16 protein-coding genes are annotated in these 18,645 nt (G+C 67.7%); 1 reads left to right on the top strand and 15 read right to left on the bottom strand.

Features of this window, described 5'->3' with window-relative positions:
* Positions 1–41 precede the first annotated feature (41 nt).
* From ASF52_RS18980 to ASF52_RS18960, 5 genes are all read right to left on the bottom strand, one after another.
* Positions 42–1,397 carry an HlyD family type I secretion periplasmic adaptor subunit gene (locus ASF52_RS18980; protein ID WP_056175388.1) on the bottom strand — a complete coding sequence of 452 codons (1,356 nt, stop codon included), beginning with the start codon at positions 1,395–1,397 and terminating at the stop codon, positions 42–44.
* 53 nt (positions 1,398–1,450) lie between these two features.
* Positions 1,451–3,604: a type I secretion system permease/ATPase gene (locus ASF52_RS18975; RefSeq protein ID WP_082515396.1), complete on the bottom strand. Its 2,154-nt coding sequence runs from the start codon at positions 3,602–3,604 to the stop codon at positions 1,451–1,453.
* Between the two features lie 95 nt (positions 3,605–3,699).
* Positions 3,700–5,682, bottom strand: a complete 1,983-nt coding sequence (locus ASF52_RS18970; RefSeq protein WP_056175385.1) for a hypothetical protein — start codon at positions 5,680–5,682, stop codon at positions 3,700–3,702.
* Between the two features lie 112 nt (positions 5,683–5,794).
* A complete protein-coding gene (locus ASF52_RS18965; RefSeq protein WP_156630234.1) occupies positions 5,795–6,646 on the bottom strand; it encodes a hypothetical protein in 852 nt (283 codons plus the stop codon).
* Between the two features lie 364 nt (positions 6,647–7,010).
* On the bottom strand, positions 7,011–7,493 hold the full coding sequence (locus ASF52_RS18960; protein WP_056175379.1) for a hypothetical protein: 483 nt from the start codon (positions 7,491–7,493) through the stop codon (positions 7,011–7,013).
* A gap of 272 nt (positions 7,494–7,765) precedes the next feature.
* Here ASF52_RS18960 and ASF52_RS18955 point away from each other — a divergent pair, with 272 nt between their 5' ends.
* Entirely contained in the window at positions 7,766–8,368 is a 603-nt protein-coding gene (locus ASF52_RS18955; RefSeq protein ID WP_056175376.1) for a hypothetical protein, read from the top strand.
* On the opposite strand, the gene ASF52_RS18950 is transcribed toward ASF52_RS18955, so the two are convergent.
* The 10 genes from ASF52_RS18950 to urtA all read right to left on the bottom strand — a co-directional run bounded on the left by ASF52_RS18950 (position 8,344) and on the right by urtA (position 18,437).
* Positions 8,344–9,039: a response regulator transcription factor gene (locus ASF52_RS18950; RefSeq protein WP_056175373.1), complete on the bottom strand. Its 696-nt coding sequence runs from the start codon at positions 9,037–9,039 to the stop codon at positions 8,344–8,346. The two genes, ASF52_RS18955 and ASF52_RS18950, sit on opposite strands and share 25 nt — an antisense overlap.
* A 7-nt stretch (positions 9,040–9,046) precedes the next feature.
* Positions 9,047–9,925, bottom strand: coding sequence for a sensor histidine kinase (locus ASF52_RS18945; RefSeq protein ID WP_056175371.1), 879 nt, complete (start codon positions 9,923–9,925; stop codon positions 9,047–9,049).
* A gap of 509 nt (positions 9,926–10,434) precedes the next feature.
* Positions 10,435–11,487: an aliphatic amidase gene (locus ASF52_RS18940; RefSeq protein ID WP_056175368.1), complete on the bottom strand. Its 1,053-nt coding sequence runs from the start codon at positions 11,485–11,487 to the stop codon at positions 10,435–10,437.
* A 187-nt stretch (positions 11,488–11,674) separates the two neighbouring features.
* Positions 11,675–11,992: an FmdB family zinc ribbon protein gene (locus tag ASF52_RS18935; protein WP_056175365.1), complete on the bottom strand. Its 318-nt coding sequence runs from the start codon at positions 11,990–11,992 to the stop codon at positions 11,675–11,677.
* 2 nt (positions 11,993–11,994) lie between these two features.
* A complete protein-coding gene (fmdA, locus tag ASF52_RS18930) occupies positions 11,995–13,224 on the bottom strand; it encodes a formamidase (RefSeq protein WP_056175362.1) in 1,230 nt (409 codons plus the stop codon).
* Between the two features lie 137 nt (positions 13,225–13,361).
* Positions 13,362–14,051 (bottom strand): urea ABC transporter ATP-binding subunit UrtE, encoded by a 690-nt coding sequence (urtE, locus tag ASF52_RS18925; protein WP_056175673.1) that lies wholly within the window; start codon positions 14,049–14,051, stop codon positions 13,362–13,364.
* Positions 14,052–14,125: 74 nt separating this feature from the next.
* The gene (gene urtD / locus ASF52_RS18920; protein ID WP_056175359.1) at positions 14,126–14,911 is read right to left on the bottom strand and encodes an urea ABC transporter ATP-binding protein UrtD; all 786 of its coding nucleotides are present in this window, start codon (positions 14,909–14,911) and stop codon (positions 14,126–14,128) included.
* A gap of 12 nt (positions 14,912–14,923) precedes the next feature.
* Positions 14,924–16,075 (bottom strand): urea ABC transporter permease subunit UrtC, encoded by a 1,152-nt coding sequence (gene urtC, locus ASF52_RS18915; RefSeq protein ID WP_056175355.1) that lies wholly within the window; start codon positions 16,073–16,075, stop codon positions 14,924–14,926.
* Between the two features lie 13 nt (positions 16,076–16,088).
* Positions 16,089–17,015 carry an urea ABC transporter permease subunit UrtB gene (gene urtB, locus ASF52_RS18910; RefSeq protein ID WP_056175352.1) on the bottom strand — a complete coding sequence of 309 codons (927 nt, stop codon included), beginning with the start codon at positions 17,013–17,015 and terminating at the stop codon, positions 16,089–16,091.
* A 162-nt stretch (positions 17,016–17,177) separates the two neighbouring features.
* Entirely contained in the window at positions 17,178–18,437 is a 1,260-nt protein-coding gene (urtA, locus tag ASF52_RS18905; RefSeq protein WP_056175348.1) for an urea ABC transporter substrate-binding protein, read from the bottom strand.
* Positions 18,438–18,645: the final 208 nt, after the last annotated feature.

Raw genomic sequence — 18,645 nt, 5'->3', positions numbered from 1 at the left:
AAGACGCGACCCGCCTCGGCTGAGCGCGGACGGACGCGGCGTCAGATCTCCCGGAACGCCCGCACCATGCTGTCCTTCAGGGGTTTGAAGACGTACTCGAAGAACGTCCGGTCCGTGGTCCGCATGTAGACCTCGGCCGGCATGCCGGGGGTCGGCGCGAAGTTGTGGACCTCCGCCAGACTCTTCGGATCGAGGCGGATGCGGGCGACGTAGAGGTCGCCGCCGGCGGCCTGGTTGCGGCGGTCGTCCGGCAGGGCGTCGGCCGAGAGGTAGATCACCTCGCCCGACACCATGGGCACGATGCGCTGGCTGAGCGCCGTGAGGCGGATCGCGGCCGACTGGCCCCGCCGCACGTGGTCGATGTCCTGCGGCTTGATCCGCGCCTCGATGACGAGTTCGTCGTGGAGCGGCACCAGTTCCATGATGCTTTTCCCCGGTTCCACCACGCCCCCGTCCGTGTGGTAGCGCAGCTTCACCACGATGCCGCGCACGGGGGCGGCGATGACGATGCGGTCGAGCAGGCTGCGCGCCGCCCGCATGCGCTCGCGGACGTCGTTCTGGTCGGCCAGGGTCTCGTGCAGCTGCTCCACCGCCGTCTTGATCGCGGTGTTGCGCGCGCCCGTGATCTGCTCGCGGATGCGGGCGATGCGCTCGCGGGCGTCGCCGATATCGCCGTCGAGGCGGCCGATCTCGCCCTGCGCGCTCGCCTGGGAGCGCTGCAGGGCGAGGATCTCGGAGATCCGGATCATGCCGCCCTTCAGCAGCACGGATTTCGACGCGATCTCCTGCTCGAACAGCTCGAGCTGGCGCCGCACCGCCTTGAGCTGGATCTGGCTGCCGCGGATCTTCTCCTCCAGGGCGTCGATCCCGTTGGTGAGGACGGACAGGTCGCTGGCCAGACTCGTCATCCGTGCCTTGAACGCCAGGAGCTGGTTGCCCACGATGGCGTCGATGTCGGGGTCGCCCGCCTTGGCGAGGAGGGGCGCCGGGAAGGTGACGGCGGCGGCCTGGCGCGCCTCGGCCTGGAGCCGCGCCTCGATGGCGGTGAGGCGGTCGTGCCGGAGCGCCAGGCGGCGCAGCTCCGCCTTGGGGCCGGTCTCGTCGAGCTGGAGCAGGGGCTGGCCGGGCTCGACGATGTCGCCTTCCTTGACCAGGATGGTGCGGATCACCCCGCCTTCGAGATGCTGGATCGTCTTGTTCTGCCCCGTCGCCACGAACGCGCCCGTGGCCACGATGGCGCCCGCGATGAGGGCGGTGTTGGCCCAGATTCCGAAGCCCGCGATGATCCCGACGAGGAAGGCGAAGCCGAAGCCCGTGTGGTAGCGGGTGTCCTGCGGGATGTCGTCGTACCATTCGCGCCGAGGCGGGGTGGGCTTGATCGTGACGATCCGGGTCATGGCGCGGGGTTCCTGAAGGGGCTCGTTCGGGGCGGGGGCTCGTCAGGGGCGGATCAGGCGGTACCGGTCCCGCCCCGGCCCGTGAGGGGACGATCGTCGTTGGCGCTGCGGCCGACGATCATCGGGATCACCTCGTCGCGGGGCCCGAACACCTGGATGGCGCCGTCCTTGAGGATCATGATCTTGTCGACGCTCTTCAGCAGCGTCGGGCGCTGGGTGATGGCCACCACCGTGGTGCCGCGCGCCTTGGCCCGCAGGAGGGCGCGGGCCAGGGCGATCTCGCCGGGGGTGTCGAGGTTCGAGTTCGGCTCGTCCAGCACCACGAGGCGCGGGTCGCCGAAGAAGGCCCGGGCGAGGCCGATGCGCTGGCGCTGGCCGCCCGAGAGGGGGCTGCCGTCCATGCCCACCACGGTCTCGTAGCCTTGGGCGAATTGCGAGATGAGCTCGTGGACGTCGGCGATCTCGGCGGCGTCGAACACGTCGGCGTCGGAGGCGTCGTCCTGCATGCGGGCGATGTTGGCCTTGATGCTGGCGGGGAAGAGCTGGACCTCCTGGGGCAGGTAGCCGACGCTCTGGCCGAACTGGCGCGGGTCCCAGTTGCGTAGGTCCATCATGTCGAGGCGCACGGCCCCGGCGGTGGGCGAGATCGAGCCGACGAGCATGCGCGCGAGGGTGGATTTGCCCGTCCCCGAGGCGCCCACGATGGCGAGCGATTCGCCCGGTTCGAGCTGGAAGGTGAGGCCGTTGAGAACCACCTTCTTGTTCGGCGGCGGCACGTAGAGCACCCGCTCCACCGTGAGGCGCCCGATCGGGCGGGGCAGGCGCAGGCGATCGAAGTTGAGGGGCGAGTTCAGCAGCAGGGACTTGACCCGCGCGTAGGCGATGCGGGCGCCGACGAAGCTGCGCCAGCCGTCGATGACGCCCTCGATGGGGGCGAGCGCCCGGCCGCCGACGATGGAGGCGGCGATCATGGTGCCGCCCGTGAGCTTGCCGTCCAGCGCCAGGATCGCGCCCCAGCCGAGCATGCCGATCTGCGTCGAGAGCCGGATGCACTTCGACAGGCCGGCGATGACGATGTTGCGGTCCTGGGCGATCACCTGGGCTTTGAGGGATTCGGCGGTCTCGCGGCCCCAGATGGTGACGCATTCGGGCGTCATGCCCATGGCGTTGATCACCTGGCTGTTGCGCGCCATGGCGTCGGCCTGGAGGTTGGCCCGGGTCGAGTAGGCGCTGGCCTGGGCGAACGGCACCGCCGTCAGCTTCTGGTTGATGAGGGCGAGGCCGAGGAGGAGCACGCCCGTCGCCATGACGATCCAGCCGAGATCCGGATGGATGAGGAACACGGCCAGCAGGTAGATCGGCGCCACGGGGGCGTCGAACATGACGAGCAGCACCGGACCGGTGATGAAGTTGCGCAATTGCTGCAGGTCGGCGAGCGTCTGGAACTCGCGGCTCGAGCCCGCCTGCGAGGCTTTCGCCGCCGCGGCCAGGACCGGCGCGCCGAGGCGCACCTCCACCTCCACGGCGATCCGCATGAGGATGAACCGCCGCACCACGTCGAGGACCACGTGGGCCACGATGGCACCGACGATGACGAGGGTCAGCATGATCAGGGTGTCGAGGCTGCGGCTCGTCAGCACCCGGTCGGAGATGTTGAACAGGTAGATCGGGATGCCGAGGACGAGGAGGTTCACCCAGAACGAGAAGATGGCGACGACGACGAGCTTGCGCCGACAGCCGGCGAGCCCCTTGGTCAGCACCTCGCGAAAGTCGCGGTCGCCGGAGCGGCGCTGCAGCGGGGCGCCGGCGTCACCGCCGGCCCCGCCACCGCCGCCGCCGGAACCACTGCCCTTGCCCGAACCGCCGCCCTCGCCCGTCGCGCGCGGTGGCGCGGCCGAGGGGGTGGCCGCCACCGCCGCCGGAGCCGCTGCGGCCGCCTCCGCCCGACTCTCGACCGGGGCCGTCTCGACTGGGATCGTCTCGACCGGGATCGTCCTGGCCGGCGATACGACTGGCGGAGCCCCCTGCGCCGGCACCGCGCCGGCCTCCTCCGTCGGGGCCGGCGCCGCGGTCGGGCCGATGTAGTGGCCGCCGGCCGCCTCGCGGAACCGCGCCTCCAGGGCGGCGAGGCCGGGCCCGAGATCGGGTCCGGCCGCGCCGGCGGCATCGCGGCCCGCGGCCGTACCGCGGCGGCTGAGATCGTCCATGTCGCGTCCCCCTTGTCGGTCGGTATCCCGACCGAATCCGTCGGCCGGTATCCCGACCGAGTGCGTCGACCGGTGATCCCGGCCGTTTGTCCGGTTCAGGCCATCATTCCGTGGAGCAGGTCGTGGGTCAGGCTGGAGCCACCGCCGTGGAAGGCGGGTCCGAGCAGGTCCTGCGTGCCCGTTTCGGGAAGGGCGATGTCGTGCAGGCCGGTGAAGGCCGCGACCTCCGAGGCGAGGCTCTGGGTGTCGCCGATGGTGACGCGGGCGCTGTGGCTGACGTAGTTGGCCTGGACGAGGATCGCGTCGTCGTAATGCTCGCCGCCGACGAACTGCGCCGCCGTGGTCGTCCCCACGGTGGAGATGGCCGCGACGTTGGCGAGGTGATTGGCGCCCGTCGTCACCGTCTGGGTCGATTGGGTCGCGGCGCCCGTCGGCCCCGTCGCGGTGCCGGGATCGGGCAGGTGCTGGATCACCGTGTCGACGTTCGCGACGATGTTGGTCTGGGTGATGGCGTTGATGTTGAAGAAGTCGCCCGCGACGTAGAGCACGTGCAGGGTCGATGATTCGGCCTGGGGCAGGAGCGCGGCCAGGGCCGGGTCGAGGTGATTCGCCTCCAGGCCGGAGAGCGCCGCGTGCTGGTCCGCCGACAGGGTCTTGAATGCGGTGCTGCCGTACTGATCGACGGAAGCGACGTTCTCGAGGACGTTGTCGCCGGTGACGATGTTCTGGCCGATCGTATCCGCCCGCCCCGTATAGGCCTTCACGATGCTGTCGTTGAGCAGCACGTTGGTCTGATGGACCATGTTGACGGTGTGATAGTCGCCCCGCACCACGATGAGGTCGTAGCGTGAGCCGAGTTCCTCCAGGGAGAACAGGTTGACCTGCGTGTTGGCCCCGGCGACCGCGGTGTAGAAGGTGCTGAACGTGCCCTGCACCACGACGTCGTTGTCGAAGAGCCGGTTGATCTGGGTGATGCTCTTCACGTCGTAGAAGTCGCCCGCGATCACGTCGACCTGGGTGTGCGCCCCGACGGAGAGATGGGTCACCAGACCCTGATCGGTGTCGTGTTGGGTGAACCGGGCCGCGTTGCGGGTGAGGTCGCCGCCGGTGTCGAGATCGAGGATTCCGCTGCGGCCGCCCACGGTGATGTCGACATCGCTCGCGAGGACGTTGACCTGGACGATGGCCTGGGTGGTGAAGGCGTCGCCGCCGACGAAGAGGGCGTGGTGCTGGGTGTGGTTGTCGAGGATGCCGGCGACGTTGAAGCTCTGGTTGGCCCCCGTCGTCGCCGCGAGGCCCGGGTCGAGGAGGCCGTTGCGCGGAGCGGCCTCGGGCGTGGGGGCGGGGGAGGACACCGTCGGCAGCGCCGTGCCGGCGGGCTGGCGCACCCCGTCGACGGTGAGGCCCTGAAGGTCCGCCGATCCGTCGTCGACCCCGTCCTGCGGCATCCCGCCCGCGGCCAGGTGGGCATCGCGCCCTTGCACGAAGGCGATCCAGTCGCCGGTGCCGGTGCCGTGGGCGACGAGGTCGGCCGGCACGCCGCCGCGCGCCTCGGCCAGCATCCGGTCGAGGGCGACGATGGGATCGACGAAGCCCGGGTCGAGGCGGTGCAGGTGCTCGACGCCCGTGCCCTCGACCATCAGCAGGAGGTCGTTGTCGTGCAGTTCGTTGACCTGGAGGACCTGGATCAGCTCCTGGTCGGGCGTGACGTCGCGGTCGGCCTCGGCCCGGCCGGCGCTCCCGCCGCCGCCGCCGCCGGCCGGGGCGGCGGTGCGCGGGACGCCGACGGGCACGGACCCAGGTGCGAGCTTGGCCGGCATCACCGGGCCGGCCGGCATGAGGACATCGTGGCCGAACCGGAGCGCGTCGGGCGGCGGAAGGGTCGCCGGGTAGGGCCGACTCGGCATCTCGTCGAGGTCGAAATTCGGTGCCGCCTCGCGGTGCGGCGTCCCGGGCGCGGGGGCGGGCAGCCGCCCCGGCTCGCCGTCGTAGACCTCGCGGTGGAGCACCACCGTGTCGAGCAGGCGCATGTGCCCGGCGAAGTGGGCGATGATCTCGGTCGGGCCGCCAGCGATCATGACCGTCCCCATCAGGATGACCCGCGCGCGACGGCCGGAAGCGGCCGGCGCGCGGGGATCGGTGGGTGTGGAACGGCCCGCGCCGGGTGAGGGCGCGGGCCGGGATCATGGTTCAGACGTTGTGGCTGCTATCGGCCGTGCCGCTGATCTCGCTGAAGGAATCGCCGCCGACGACGGAGACCGGCATGGAGTTGTACTGGATGTTGGCACCCTGCGTGATGTGCTGGGTGAAGGCTTCGCCCGAAACCGCGTTCGCCGACGAGACGTTGCCGTTGCTGGCGAAATCGCTCACGCCGCCGTTGCTGCTGGCGTTGCCGCCATCGCCCGAGACGTTCTGAGTGAAGTTGAAGTTCGGCAGCGTCCCTTCGGGACCGCAGTAGGAATCCAGACCACCGATCCCGAGGCTGACGCTCGGGCTGGACAGGGAGTCGTTGTCGACCAGGCTGCTGATCTGGTCGAGGTTGAAGATGTTCCCGTCCCCGTTGAGGGTCTGGGTCGAGAAGTCCGGCATCACGAACATGCCGCCTTCGAGACCCTCGATGGTCAGGCCTTCGAGGTTGATGAGGCTGGACTCCGATGGAGGCGCCATGACGCCGGTCATGTCGACATCGACGTCGACCGTGGTGGATACGACGGTGGTGGTGGAGTTGAAGTTTTCGTTCAAGTTCCCATTGGCATTCAGGTTGCCGTTGAGATTGCCGTTGCCGTTCAGGTTCCCGTTTCCGTTCAGGTTCCCGTTGCCATTGCCGTTCTCGTTCGAGTTATCGGACTCCTGGTAGGCGAACTGAGCCTGCCCCTGGCCCTGGGCCTGCAGTTCGGCCTGCCCCTGGATCTGGCCCTCCGCTTGCCCCTGGACCTGGCCCTCGGTCTGGTCCTGGCTCTGATCGCCGTTGCCGTTGCTACCGCCGCCGCCGTGGCCGCCGCCGCCGCCGCCATTGCTGAAGCGAGAGGCGCCGTCGCTCACCGCGTTCGAGTAATCGTTCGCCATGATCATTCTCCCATTGGATGGATGATGCACGGGACCGGCAGCTCGCTGATCTTCTGCGTCGGCGAGACGGCGTGATCCATTTCGTGCGGGACAGTGTTCCCGAAGCTTGCGCCGTCTCCGGCGGGGCCGGTTCGGTGCGGTCCACTTGGGAACGGGCCGAACTTTGCAGAATGGCCGCGGTTCGTAAGTGTTAAAAAAACGTAAACTTTTCGTCAGGAAAACCGGAACGCGCGTAGAGTTGGATTCCTGCCCGGGGAATACTTGGACGATCCCTTCGCACTGCAATAAAATCGCTCGGCTCCTCGCGTTTGCACTGCGGGCGCCGACGCGTATCCAGGGCTTACGGAGCGGTCGCGCGGACCGGCCCGGCCTCGATGCGGACGCCGATGAGGCTGTCCCACAGATCGAGGACCGCCTGCGCGCCGGTCTGCTCGGAGAGCCCGTCCGGCGTCCCGCCCTGATGGCTGCCCCGATGGGCTGAATGGAACAGGAGGGCGTCGCCCATCCCGAGGGTGAAGTCCGGGTCCTGTGCCAGGCTGAGGGTGAGGACGCGCTCGCCGACGGGCCCCGCCGGCAGGCCGGTCAGCGCCGCCCACGCCTCGGCCTGGACGAGCCCCAGCACTTCGCCGGGCGCACCGCCCATGACCGGGCGGGCCACGAGGGTGACGAGGCAGGTGAGGAAGCCCAGGGCGTAGGGTTCCATCCACGCCTCGCCCGGATCGGAGCCGCGCCGCCAGCGCGTGCGCTCCACGTAGGGGCGGACGATCCGCAGGGCGGCCCGGCGCCCGCGCCGGGCGAGCCACAGGTCGGTGAGATGCGCCATGTCGGGACTCTACGAAGGCGGCGTCCGCCGACCGATCGAGGCCGGTCGCGCGCGATGGTCCGCCCAGCCACGCCGGAATTCAAGCCACCTCCTTCGTGTCGGACCATCGACGCCGGACGACGTGATTCGACGCATCATTCACCGATGAATTCTTGCGGATGACGGGCCGGGGCCCGCGCGAGCCTTGCGGGTTCGGCGTATCGTTGCGGCCGAAGACCGGTCCCGAAAAAGACTGGCCTCGAAGAAGACTGGCCCCGAACAGGAGCGGCCCCATGCGAACGGACCTCCCGGCCGCCCCGGACTTCGAGGCGCTCCAGGCTCCGAAGGGCGACGCCGCCCTGAGGCAGACGCAGATCCTCAGCCTCATCGGCAATCTCGGCCTGAGCTGGTCCAACACCGAGAGCGTGTTCGTCTACGTCCTGATGCTGCTCCTGCGCACGGACGAGATCACGGCGGCCATCGTCTTCACCACCCTCAACACCAGCCGGGCGCGCCTCGACCTGATCCGCCGGCTCGCCTCGGTGAAGCTCGCCGATCCGGCCACGGCGCAGACGCTGGAACGCCTGATCCGGCGCTTCAACGCCGCCACCAGGGTCCGCAACGACCTCACCCACGCCATGTCGGTGGTCAACGCGCACGGCGAGATCACCCACACCAACACCATGCGGATCGTCGAGCATGGCGGCCGCCTCAGCTTCGGCGCCCAGCGGGCCATGGACGACGCGCGGGTGCGCGAACTCACGGACGTCAACCGCCAGCTCGCCCGGCTCAACCGCGACCTCTGGCAGTTCCTGCCCGTGCTCGCCGCCAGCCTGGACGCGCCCGCCCCAGACGTCCCCGCCGATCCGCCTCAGGGCTCGGCGAGCCAGCCCTGAAGCCGGGCGTAGCGCACGATCTGCGCCCGGGTGCGGATGCCGAGCTTGTCGCAGGCGCGCATCTTGTAGGTCTCGATGGACTTGGTGGTGACGTTGATCTGGCCGGAAATCTCCTTGTTGGTGTGGCCGAGCGCCACGAGGCGGATCACCTCGCTCTCGCGCTGGGTCAGGGCGGGCTGGATGGCCCCGTCCTCCGTCGGCGCGCGGCGGCGCCCTTGCGCGGCGCGCGGATCGAACAGCTGCCCGGCGATGGTCGGATCGAGGTAGAAGCCCTCCGTCGTCACCGCCCGGATCGCGTGGAGCAGGTGGTCGATGGGGGAACCCTTGAGTACGTAGCCGCGCACGCCCGCCTCGAACGCGGTCTGCACCAGGGTGCGGTCGTTGTGGGCCGTGAGGGCGATGAGGCGCGTCGGCAGGGCCAGGGCGGCCACCTTGCGGGCCAGGACCACGCCGGTCATGTCCGGCATGGCGATGTCGATCACCGCCACGCTCGGCCCGAACTCCTGCATCAAGCGTAAGGCCTGAGACCCGGTGCTCGCCACCGCCACCACGCGCATGCCGTCGGTGCCGTCGATGACCGACCGCAGGCCGGCCAGGATGGCGGGGTGGTCGTCGGCGAGAACGATCCGGATGCCGGTCTCCGCGCTCGTCCCGGATGCCGTCTCGTCCACCGCCGCGTCAGACCGGGTGCGGCAGACGCAGGCGGGCCTGGATCCGCGTGCCCCGCCCACACCCCGTGTCGACCACGAGGCTTCCTCCGATCCGGGCCATCCGGGCGGCCATGCCGGGCAATCCCATCCCGGACGCCGCGGGATCGTCGGCACCGGACGCCCGGACGGGGACGGGATCGAACCCGCAGCCGTCGTCGCCGATGGTCAGGGTGAGGACGCCGCGCCGCACGGTCAGGTCCACGGAAACCCGGCTCGCCGTGCGGGCATGCTTCAGGATGTTGGTCAGGGATTCCTGGAGAATCCGCAGCAGGGGCTGCTCGAGGGCGATGGGCAGGCGCAGGCGGGGCCGGTTGCAGCGAAACGCCACCGGCAGGCCTGAGGCCAGGGACCACGCGTCCAGGGTCTCGGTGAGGAACGCGTCGAGGTCGCGACACTCCGCACCGGATCGGACATCGCCGCGCGGCGCGCGATCCGGTCGGCTCCGGGGGGCGGAGGGCTGCGCGGCCGCGATGGACCCGAGGTCGGCGGCGAAGCGCGCGAGCTGGGTCTTCGTGCGGTCGAGATGCGCCCGCGCCCGCCCTTCCGGAACGAACGCTTCGAGGAGCTTGAGGGAGATCTGGAGCAGGGCGAGGTGGTAACCGCCGCAATCGTGGAGATCCTGGGACAAACCGCCGGCGTCGTTCGCGCCGGCCGGGGACCGCGTTCCGCGCGCGATGGCCTTTCGGTGCTCCGCCAGGAGCGCGGCCATGTCGTCGGCCTTGTCGTCGGCTACGGTCTCGTTCCGCACACGCCCCTCGCGCCGGGCGGACGACACGAAACCCGGTCTGGGCCGACCGTCGATGTCCTCGGGGATTGCTTGTTCGGGGCGCACGAATATCTGCGTCATGGCAATACGTCCAATCCCTAGGTGATTTTTATCACGGTAAAAACCGCCCTTGTCTTCAACCTCGACCGTTGAACGCCTTGGGGTGAAAAATCGGAACCTTGCCGCAACTGCAATTGTTTTGCGGTCAGTGTATCACATCTTGGATCGATTACCTTTCCAACGGCGCCACCATTCCACCCAATGCCCTTTGAAAAGCTGAGCCGCGAACCGAGAAAAGCGTAATCCGATTATTTGAGAGCCGCCACAAAAATATCCTACGCCTTAAACGGTAACCTTCGTCGGGAAAAACCTTACGCGCGAAATCTTCCCCGCGGCGGGACGGAACCCGCTCAAGGGCAGAGGGACAACCGAGAACCGCTCCTCGCAACGGCCGAGCCGGAAAACACCGATGGCCGCGCTGTCGGGCGCGGCCATCGGGGAAAACCGTTCGAGGCTCGTGGCGCGCAGCCCCGGGGGCCTGGATCAGGCCCGTCCGCGCTCCGGTGCAGCGGGCGTTCCGGCCGTGACGCTCAGTGGGGATCCGGCGGGCCCTCGCCCTTGCCGACGAACGGAATGCCCTCGATGGGGCATTCCTCCGTCCCGACGCCCGGGCGGGTGATGGCCCGCACGGCGTCGCGGGTGCCGTCCGGGTCCTCGATCCAGCGGCGGTAGAAGTCGTAGGGGCACTCCGACAGCCCGTGGCGGTTCTCCTTGGAGGCGATCATGCCCGTGTAGCCGCGGTGGAGCAGCTTGAAGAGGTGGTTCTCCGACTGCCCGTGGGCGCGGGCATCGCGGATCAGGAACTTCGACAGGGCGGCGTACTGAATGCCCATCTCCTCCTCGCCGCACTCGCCGAGCGTGCGCCCGTCGAAGCCGATGATCGCCGAGTGACCGAAATAGCTGTAGACCCCGTCGAAGCCGGCGGCGTTGGCCACGGCCACGTAGGTGTTGTTGGCGAACGCCATCGCCTTCGACATCAGGACCTGCTGCTCTTTCGCCGGATACATGTAGCCCTGGCAGCGGACGATGAGCTCGGCGCCCCGCATGGCGCAGTCGCGCCAGATCTCCGGGTAATTGCCGTCGTCGCAGATGATGAGGCTGATCTTCAGGCCCTTGGGACCGTCGGAGACGTAGGTCCGGTCGCCCGGATACCAGCCCTCGATGGGCGTCCAGGGCATGATCTTGCGGTACTTCTGCACGATCTCGCCCTGATCGTTCATCAGGATGAGGGTGTTGTAGGGCGCCTTGTTCGGGTGCTCCTCGTGGCGCTCGCCGGTGAGCGAGAACACGCCCCAGACCTTCGCCTTCCGGCAGGCGGCGGCGAAGATCTCGGTCTCGGGCCCCGGGATGGAGGTCGCGGTCTCGTACATCTCGGCCGCGTCGTACATGATCCCGTGGGTCGAGTATTCGGGGAAGATCACGAGGTCCATGCCGGGCAGGCCGGACTTCATGCCCACCAGCATGTCGGCGATCTTGCTTGCGTTCTCCAGCACCTCCATCTTGGTGTGTAGGCGGGGCATCTTGTAGTTCACCACCGCGACGCCGACGCTGTCGGCGCTGGACGAGATGTCTCCGTGCATCATGGCGTGATGTGCTCCTCAGGGGGGACGAACCCTCCCCCCTCCGCGGGGAGGGTGCCTGCGGAGCAGGCGGGAGAGGGGTCGGCACAGGTGTTTCCGGAAGGGGCGGCGCTGCCCCTCTTGCGGGACTTCGTCCCGCCCCGTCGCTGCGCGACCACCCTCTCCCGCAGAGGGGAGAGGGTGCTTCGCGTCAGTGGCTGATCATCCAAGGCCGCGCGTTCGGAAAACTCTTGGCGGCCGTGGGGTTGGATGTTGGCTTGGCACTCCCGCAGCACCCGCAGCCGGGTCCGTGGCCGGAGGACTTGCGGGGCGCGTGCTGGCTCCGCTCGTTCGTGGCGAAGGCCTTGCGCCGGCCCGCATCCATGGAGGCGAGGTTCGGCGCGTTGAGGAAGGCGCGGCCGCATTCCGAGCCGCAATCCGGGCAATCGTGCGGATCCTGAAACTGCGCCATCGGGCGCAGCACAGTGAACGGACCGCAGGCGGCGCAACTGTAATCGTAGACCGGCATGCTCAAAGATCCAGCGAGAGCGGCATCTGGATCGAGCCGTCGAGGAACTTCGTCGGCCCGTCGGCGCCCGGATTGATGTCGAACTCGAAGATCTTCGTCGGAATCCACAGGGTCGCGCAGGCGTTGGGGATGTCGACGACGCCGGAGATATGGCCCTGGACCGGCGCCGTGCCGAGGATCGAGTAGGCCTGGGCGCCCGAATAGCCGAACTTCTTCAGGTACTCGATGGCGTTGAGGCAGGCCTGGCGGTAGGCGACGGTTACGTCGAGGTAGTGCTGCTTGCCGTGCTCGTCGACGGAAATGCCCTCGAAGATCAGGTGATCGTCGAACTTCGGCGTGACCGGCGACGGCTTGAAGATCGGGTTCTTGATCCCGTACTTGGCCATCCCATCCTTGATCAGGCTCACCTTGAGATGGACCCAGCCGGCCATCTCGATGGCGCCGCAGAAGGTGATCTCGCCGTCGCCCTGGCTGAAATGCAGGTCGCCCATGGAGAGGCCGGCACCCGGCACGTAGACGGGGAAGTAGATCTTCGAGCCCCGCGACAGGTCCTTGATGTCGCAATTGCCGCCATGCTCGCGCCCCGGCACCGTGCGGGCGCCCTCGGCGGCCGCCTTGTCCTTCGCCTCGCCCTTCAGCCGGCCCATATGGGCGGTCGGCGCGAAGGGCAGGGTGGCCAAAGCCGGTACCCGGTTGGGGTCGGTGTCGAACAGGGCCTTCTCGCGAGTGTTCCAGGTCTCCAACATCTTGGGATCGGGCAGGCAGCCGATCAGGCCCGGATGGATCAGGCCGGGGAAGCGCACGCCGGGGATGTGGCGGGATTTCGTGAACATGCCCTCGAAGTCCCAGATCGATTTCTGGGCCTGGGGGAAGTGCTCGTCGAGGAAGCCGCCGCCGTTCTTCTTGGAGAAGAACCCGTTGAAGCCCCACTGGCTCTCGGGCTTGGCGCCGATGTCGAGGAGGTCGACCACGAGGAGGTCGCCGGGCTCGGCGCCCTCGACGCCGATGGGCCCGGACAGGAAGTGCACGATGGAGAGGTCGATGTCGCGCACGTCGTCGGCGGAATCGTTGTTCTTGATGAAGCCGCCGGTCCAGTCGTAGGTCTCGACGATGAAGTCGTCGCCGGGCTTGACCATCGCCACCATGGGGATGTCGGGGTGCCAGCGATTGTGCACCATGCTGTTGTCGTAGGCCGACTGCGTGAGATCGACCTTGATCAGGGTCTCTGCCATCGTCTCGTGCTCCCTTCCCTAACTTCGGGACTTGCCCTGGACGTGAGGACATGCGTCCCCGTTCGCGCGCGCCGGTCATCCGGCGCCGCGCAAGAGGTGATTTTGGAGTCGGAGGGCCCGGTGGGGCCCCGAAACACTCAGACCGAGAGGAAGCGGGCGACCTGGGCCTCGTCGATGTCGGCGCGCAGGGACTCGTGGACGATGTGGCCGTTCTCGATGACCAGGACCCGGTCGGCGACATCGAGGGCGAAGCTCAGCACCTGCTCGGAGACCACGATGGAGAGGCCGCGCGCGTCGCGGATCTTCTTCAGCGTCCGGCCCATCTCGCGGATGATGGAGGGCTGGATGCCTTCCGTCGGCTCGTCCAGCAGCAGGACCTTGGGGCGACTGGCCAATGCGCGCGCGATGGCGAGCTGCTGCTGCTGGCCGCCGGACAGGTTGCCGCCGCGCCGGCCCTTCATCTCCAGCAGCACCGGAAACATCTCGTAGAGTTCGCCAGGCACCCGGCGCTCGTTCGTCACCGTCAGGCCCGTCTCGATGTTCTCCTGCACGGTCATGGCGGAGAAGATCATGCGGCCCTGCGGCACGTAGGCAAGGCCCTTGGCGACGCGCTGGTGGCTCTTGAGGGCGCCGACCTCCGTGCCGTCGACCCGGATCGAGCCGGATTTGACCGGCACGATCCCCATCAGGGTCTTCATCAGCGTGGTCTTGCCCATGCCGTTGCGGCCCATCACGGCGACGATCTCGCCGGGCGCCACCTGGATGTCGAGGCCGTGCAGCACCTCGCTCTGGTCGTAGGCGGCGTGGAGATCGCCGATCGCCAGCATCGGCTGGACGCCCGCTTGGATAGAGGGCGCGGGGGAGGGGCCGGGCGTGGTCTGGAGCATGAACCCGTTCCCTCTCAGTGGCCGAGATAGACTTCGATGACCTTGGGGTCGTTCTTGACCCGGTCCATCGAGCCCTCCGACAGGACCTTGCCCTGGTGCAGAACGGTGACCCGGTGGGCGATGTCCTCGACGAACTTCATGTCGTGCTCGATGACGAGTACCGAGCGGCCGACGATGATCTGGTTCAGGAGTTCTGCGGTCTTGATGCGCTCGCCGACGCTCATGCCGGCGACGGGCTCGTCCAGCATGAGGAGTTCGGGGTCCTGGATCAGCAGCATGCCGATCTCGAGCCACTGCTTCTGGCCGTGACTGAGGAACTCGGCCCGCTCCAGCAGCTGGTCCTTGAGGAAGATCATGCCGGCGACCTCCTCGATGCGGTCGCGGACCTCGGCATCGCGCTTGAAGGTGAGCGCCCCGAACACCGAGCGGCCGCGGGGATAAGAGATCTCGAGGTTCTCGAACACGGTCAGGTCGTCGTAGATCGACGGCGTCTGGAACTTGCGCCCGACCCCGGCCTGCACGATGGCGCTCTCGGAGAGTTTGGTGAGCTCCGTGCCTTTGTACTTGATCGAGCCGGAACTGGCCCTAGTGCGGCCGCAGATGAGGTCGAGAACCGTGGTCTTGCCGGCGCCGTTGGGGCCGATGATCACCCGGATCTCGTTGGGGTCGACGTAGAACGACACGTCGTTGACCGCCTTGAACCCGTCGAAGGAGACGGTCAGGCCCTCCACCGCCAGGAGGAAGTTCTTCTCCGCCGGGGCGGCACCGATGATGTGCGAGGGGAGCAGCGCGGCGTTCATTCCGAAAAAATCCTACTCGGCCGCGTGGGGGAGGGCGACGGCGGGGGCGGGCTCCAGGGCCTTCACGCGCCGGGTCAGGCGGGGCTCGACATAGGTGCGGTAGATCCCCGCGAGACCGTTCGGGAAGGCGAGGACCACGAGGATGAACAGGCCGCCGAGGCCGAACAGCCAGAGTTCGGGAAAGCTCTCCGAGAAGGTGGTCTTGGCCCAGTTGACCAGGAGCGTGCCCCAGACGGCGCCGAACAGGGACAGGCGCCCGCCCACGGCCGCGTAGATCACCATCTCGATGGACGGCACGATGCCCACGAAGGACGGCGACATGAACCCGACCTGCAGGGTGAACATCGCGCCCCCGATGGCGGCGAACACGGCGGCGAGGCAGAACGCGAAGGTCTTGAAGCTCGCCACCGGGTAGCCGGAGAAGCGGACCCGGTCCTCCTTGTCGCGCATGGCGACGAGGATTCGCCCGAGCTTCGAGCGCTTCACGTATTGGGCGAACAGGATGCAGGCGACGAGCAGCCCGCCGTTGACGAAGTAGAGGATGTTGTGGGCGCGGTCCGTGCGGATGTCCCAGCCGTTCAGGGTGCGCAGGTCGGTGATGCCGTTGATGCCGCCGGTGTAGCCCTGCTGGCCGACGATGAGGATCGTCAGGATGGCGGCGATGGCCTGGGTGATGATGGCGAAGTAGGTGCCCCCCACCCGCCGGCGGAACATGGCCGAGCCGATGACGAAGGCGAAGAACGCCGGAACCACGATCACGGCGAGGATCGTGAAGGGCAGGCTGGTGAACGGCTTCCAGAACCACGGCAGCTCGGTGATCTGGTTCCAGTCCATGAAGTCGGGGATGCCCGGCGTCGACTGGATCTTCGTGTTCTCGACGCTCGACGCTTCGAGCTTCAGGAACATGGCCATGAGGTAGCCGCCCAGACCGAAGAACACCCCCTGGCCGAGGGAGAGGATGCCGCCGAAGCCCCAGCAGATGACGAGGCCCAGCGCCACGAACGAGTAGGTGAGGTACTTGCCCACCAGGTTGAGCCGGAAGGCGTCGAGGAGCATCGGCAGCACGAGGAAGATCACGGCGGCCAGCAGCGCGAGGCTGATCCACTCCATGGGCTTCATGAACGGGTTGTCGTGGACGGTCGACGTGGATTTCGGGCTGATCATCACAGGAAGCTCCTCAGCGCCGGACCTTGAGGGTGAAGAGACCTTGCGGCCGCAGCATCAGGATGCCGACGACGGCCAGCAGCGTGATCACCTTGGCGGTGGAGCCGGACAGGAAGAATTCGAGGGTCGACTGGGTCTGCGAGATCGAGAAGGCCGACGCGATGGTACCGAGCAGCGAAGCGGCGCCGCCGAAGACCACGATGAGGAAGGTGTCGACGATGTAGAGCTGGCCCGAGGTCGGCCCCGTCGAGCCCACCATGGTGAAGGCCGAGCCGGCAACGCCGGCAATGCCGCAGCCGAGGCCGAAGGTCAGGCGGTCGACCTTCTCGGTGTCGATGCCGACCGCGCCCGCCATGGGCCGGTTCTGCACTACGGCGCGGACCTGGGCGCCGAAGCGCGAGCGGTACATGAGGAGCGCGACGCCGGCGGTGATGAGCAGGGTGATCGCCATCACGAACATGCCGTTGATGGGGATCTCGATGGTGTCGGTGACCTGCACCGAGCCGATGAGCCAGGCGGGGAGCTCGACGCCGACCTCGCGCGGCCCGAAGATCGTCCGATAGGCCTGCTGCAGGATGAGCGACAGGCCCCAGGTGGCGAGCAGGGTGTCCAGCGGGCGCTTGTAGAGGTGGCGGATCAGCGCCCATTCCACCAGCATCCCGAGGGCTCCCGACGCCACGAAGGCCAGCGCCATGGCGACGAAGAAGTACGCCGGGAACAGGGCCGGCAGGTGGGTCTGGAAGAACCCGGAGCACAGGTAGGTCATGTAGGCGCCGAGGATCATGAACTCCCCGTGCGCCATGTTGATCACGCCCATCTGGCCGAAGATGATCGCCAGGCCCAGCGCCATCAGGGTGTAGACCGAGAACAGGATCAGCCCGGCGAAGCCCTGCATCACGAAGATCGAGCTGAGGTCCGTGAGGGAATAGTCGCCGAGCATTCTTTTCGACCTTCCGAAGGATTCGGCCATCGCGTTGCAAGCATTGGGCCGTGGGAGGCTGCGGGCGCGGTCATCTCGAAAGAGGCGCGACGCGCTCCCTCTCCTGGAAGGAGAGGGGACCCGCGCCCACTGGACCTGATCCAGCGGGCGCGGAGAGCGGTCCTACTGGTAGCCCTTGGGGAAGGGGTTCGGCTCGATGAGGTCCTTGCTCTCGTAGACCACCTCGAACTGGCCGTTCGGCAGCGCCTTGGCGACGCGGGTCTTGGACCAGAGGTGATGGTTGGGGTGGATCTTGACGTAGCCCTCGGGGGCTTCCTTGAACTCGATGTCGGCGGAGGCGGCCGCCACCTTGTCGACGTCGAATGACCCGGCCTTCTCCACCGCCATCTTCCACAGGAACGGTCCGAGATAGGCGGCCTGGGTCACGTCGCCGATGACGGTCTTCTCGCCCCACATCTTGTGGAAGGCCGCGACGAACTTCTCGTTGTTGGGGTTCTTGAGCGACTGGAAGTACTTCATGCAGGAATAGGCCCCGGCGATGTTGTCGCCACCGATGCCGTCGATCTCGTCCTCGGTCACCGAGATGGTCAGCAGGGTCTGCTTCGACAGGTCGATGCCGGCCGCCTTGAGCTGCTTGTAGAACGCCACGTTCGAACCGCCGACGACGTCGGTGAAGATCACGTCGGGCTTGGTGAGCTTCAGCTTGTTGATCACCGAGTTGAACTGCGTGTGACCGAGCGGGAAATATTCCTCACCCACGACCTTAGTCTTCAACACGTTCTCGATGTGCTTGCGGGCGATCTTGTTCGAGGTGCGGGGCCAGATATAATCGGAGCCGATGAAGAAGTACGTCTTGGCGCCCTTCTCCTTGGCGACCCAGTTCAGCGATTCGAGGATCTGCTGCGTGGCCTCCTGGCCGGTGTAGATGACGTTCTTCGACTGCTCCAGGCCCTCGTAGAAGGTCGGGTAGTACAGCAGGCCGTTGTACTGCTCGAACACCGGCAGCGCCGCCTTGCGCGAGGCCGAGGTCCAGCAGCCCATCACGGCGGCGCAATGGTCGTTGACCAGCAGTTTCTTCGCCTTCTCCGCGAAGGTCGGCCAGTCGGAGGCGCCGTCCTCCTGGATGATCTTGATCTTGCGGCCGAGCACGCCGCCGGCCTCGTTGATCTGCGCGATGGCGAGCTTCTCGGCCTGGATCGAGCCGGTCTCGGAGATCGCCATGGTGCCGGTGGCGGAATGCAGGATGCCGACCGTGACCTCGGTGTCGGTCACCGCGAGGCCGGTGGTGTTCACGGTGGCCGTCGCCGGGCCCGCCGCGAACGCCATCCGGGGCATCAGCGCGATGGCCGGCACGCCGGCGAGACCCATGAGAAGCCTGCGCCGCAGCGCCGATTGCAGGCCGTTGCCCTTGCTCTCTGCCATCGTGCCCAAAATCCTTGATCGTCGTCGCCCGGCCCGTCGAAAGGGCCGTGGATCGATACGCAAAGGCTAGGCCGCATGGTGCGGTGCGGTCGATACGCAGTCTTGCGTATGGAGCGGGCCCGCGAGGAGGCCCATCGTAACGGCCTTTTCGCGCATCGAACGCACGCGCGAATCGAAGCCAAGCGATGCGGCTCACCCCGCCTCGGGA

Origin of the sequence: Methylobacterium sp. Leaf112, from assembly GCF_001423295.1 — a bacterium.
Classification (GTDB): domain Bacteria; phylum Pseudomonadota; class Alphaproteobacteria; order Rhizobiales; family Beijerinckiaceae; genus Methylobacterium.
The sequence above is the reverse complement of the archived record's forward strand: the minus strand, read 5'-3'. Positions and strand labels throughout refer to the sequence as shown.

Excerpts from the sequence above, each read along its gene's own strand:
- ASF52_RS18935 (WP_056175365.1), bottom strand. The coding sequence starts at position 11,992 with ATGCCGGTCTACGATTACAGTTGCGCCGCCTGCGGTCCGTTCACTGTG.
- ASF52_RS18955 (WP_056175376.1), top strand. The coding sequence starts at position 7,766 with ATGCGAACGGACCTCCCGGCCGCCCCGGACTTCGAGGCGCTCCAGGCT.
- urtD (WP_056175359.1), bottom strand. The coding sequence starts at position 14,911 with ATGAACGCCGCGCTGCTCCCCTCGCACATCATCGGTGCCGCCCCGGCG.
- fmdA (WP_056175362.1), bottom strand. The coding sequence starts at position 13,224 with ATGGCAGAGACCCTGATCAAGGTCGATCTCACGCAGTCGGCCTACGAC.
- ASF52_RS18980 (WP_056175388.1), bottom strand. The coding sequence starts at position 1,397 with ATGACCCGGATCGTCACGATCAAGCCCACCCCGCCTCGGCGCGAATGG.
- ASF52_RS18960 (WP_056175379.1), bottom strand. The coding sequence starts at position 7,493 with ATGGCGCATCTCACCGACCTGTGGCTCGCCCGGCGCGGGCGCCGGGCC.
- urtE (WP_056175673.1), bottom strand. The coding sequence starts at position 14,051 with ATGCTGGCGATCGGCGATCTCCACGCCGCCTACGACCAGAGCGAGGTG.
- ASF52_RS18975 (WP_082515396.1), bottom strand. The coding sequence starts at position 3,604 with ATGGACGATCTCAGCCGCCGCGGTACGGCCGCGGGCCGCGATGCCGCC.
- ASF52_RS18940 (WP_056175368.1), bottom strand. The coding sequence starts at position 11,487 with ATGATGCACGGAGACATCTCGTCCAGCGCCGACAGCGTCGGCGTCGCG.
- urtB (WP_056175352.1), bottom strand. The coding sequence starts at position 17,015 with ATGCTCGGCGACTATTCCCTCACGGACCTCAGCTCGATCTTCGTGATG.
- ASF52_RS18970 (WP_056175385.1), bottom strand. The coding sequence starts at position 5,682 with ATGATCGCTGGCGGCCCGACCGAGATCATCGCCCACTTCGCCGGGCAC.
- urtC (WP_056175355.1), bottom strand. The coding sequence starts at position 16,075 with ATGATCAGCCCGAAATCCACGTCGACCGTCCACGACAACCCGTTCATG.
- ASF52_RS18945 (WP_056175371.1), bottom strand. The coding sequence starts at position 9,925 with ATGACGCAGATATTCGTGCGCCCCGAACAAGCAATCCCCGAGGACATC.
- urtA (WP_056175348.1), bottom strand. The coding sequence starts at position 18,437 with ATGGCAGAGAGCAAGGGCAACGGCCTGCAATCGGCGCTGCGGCGCAGG.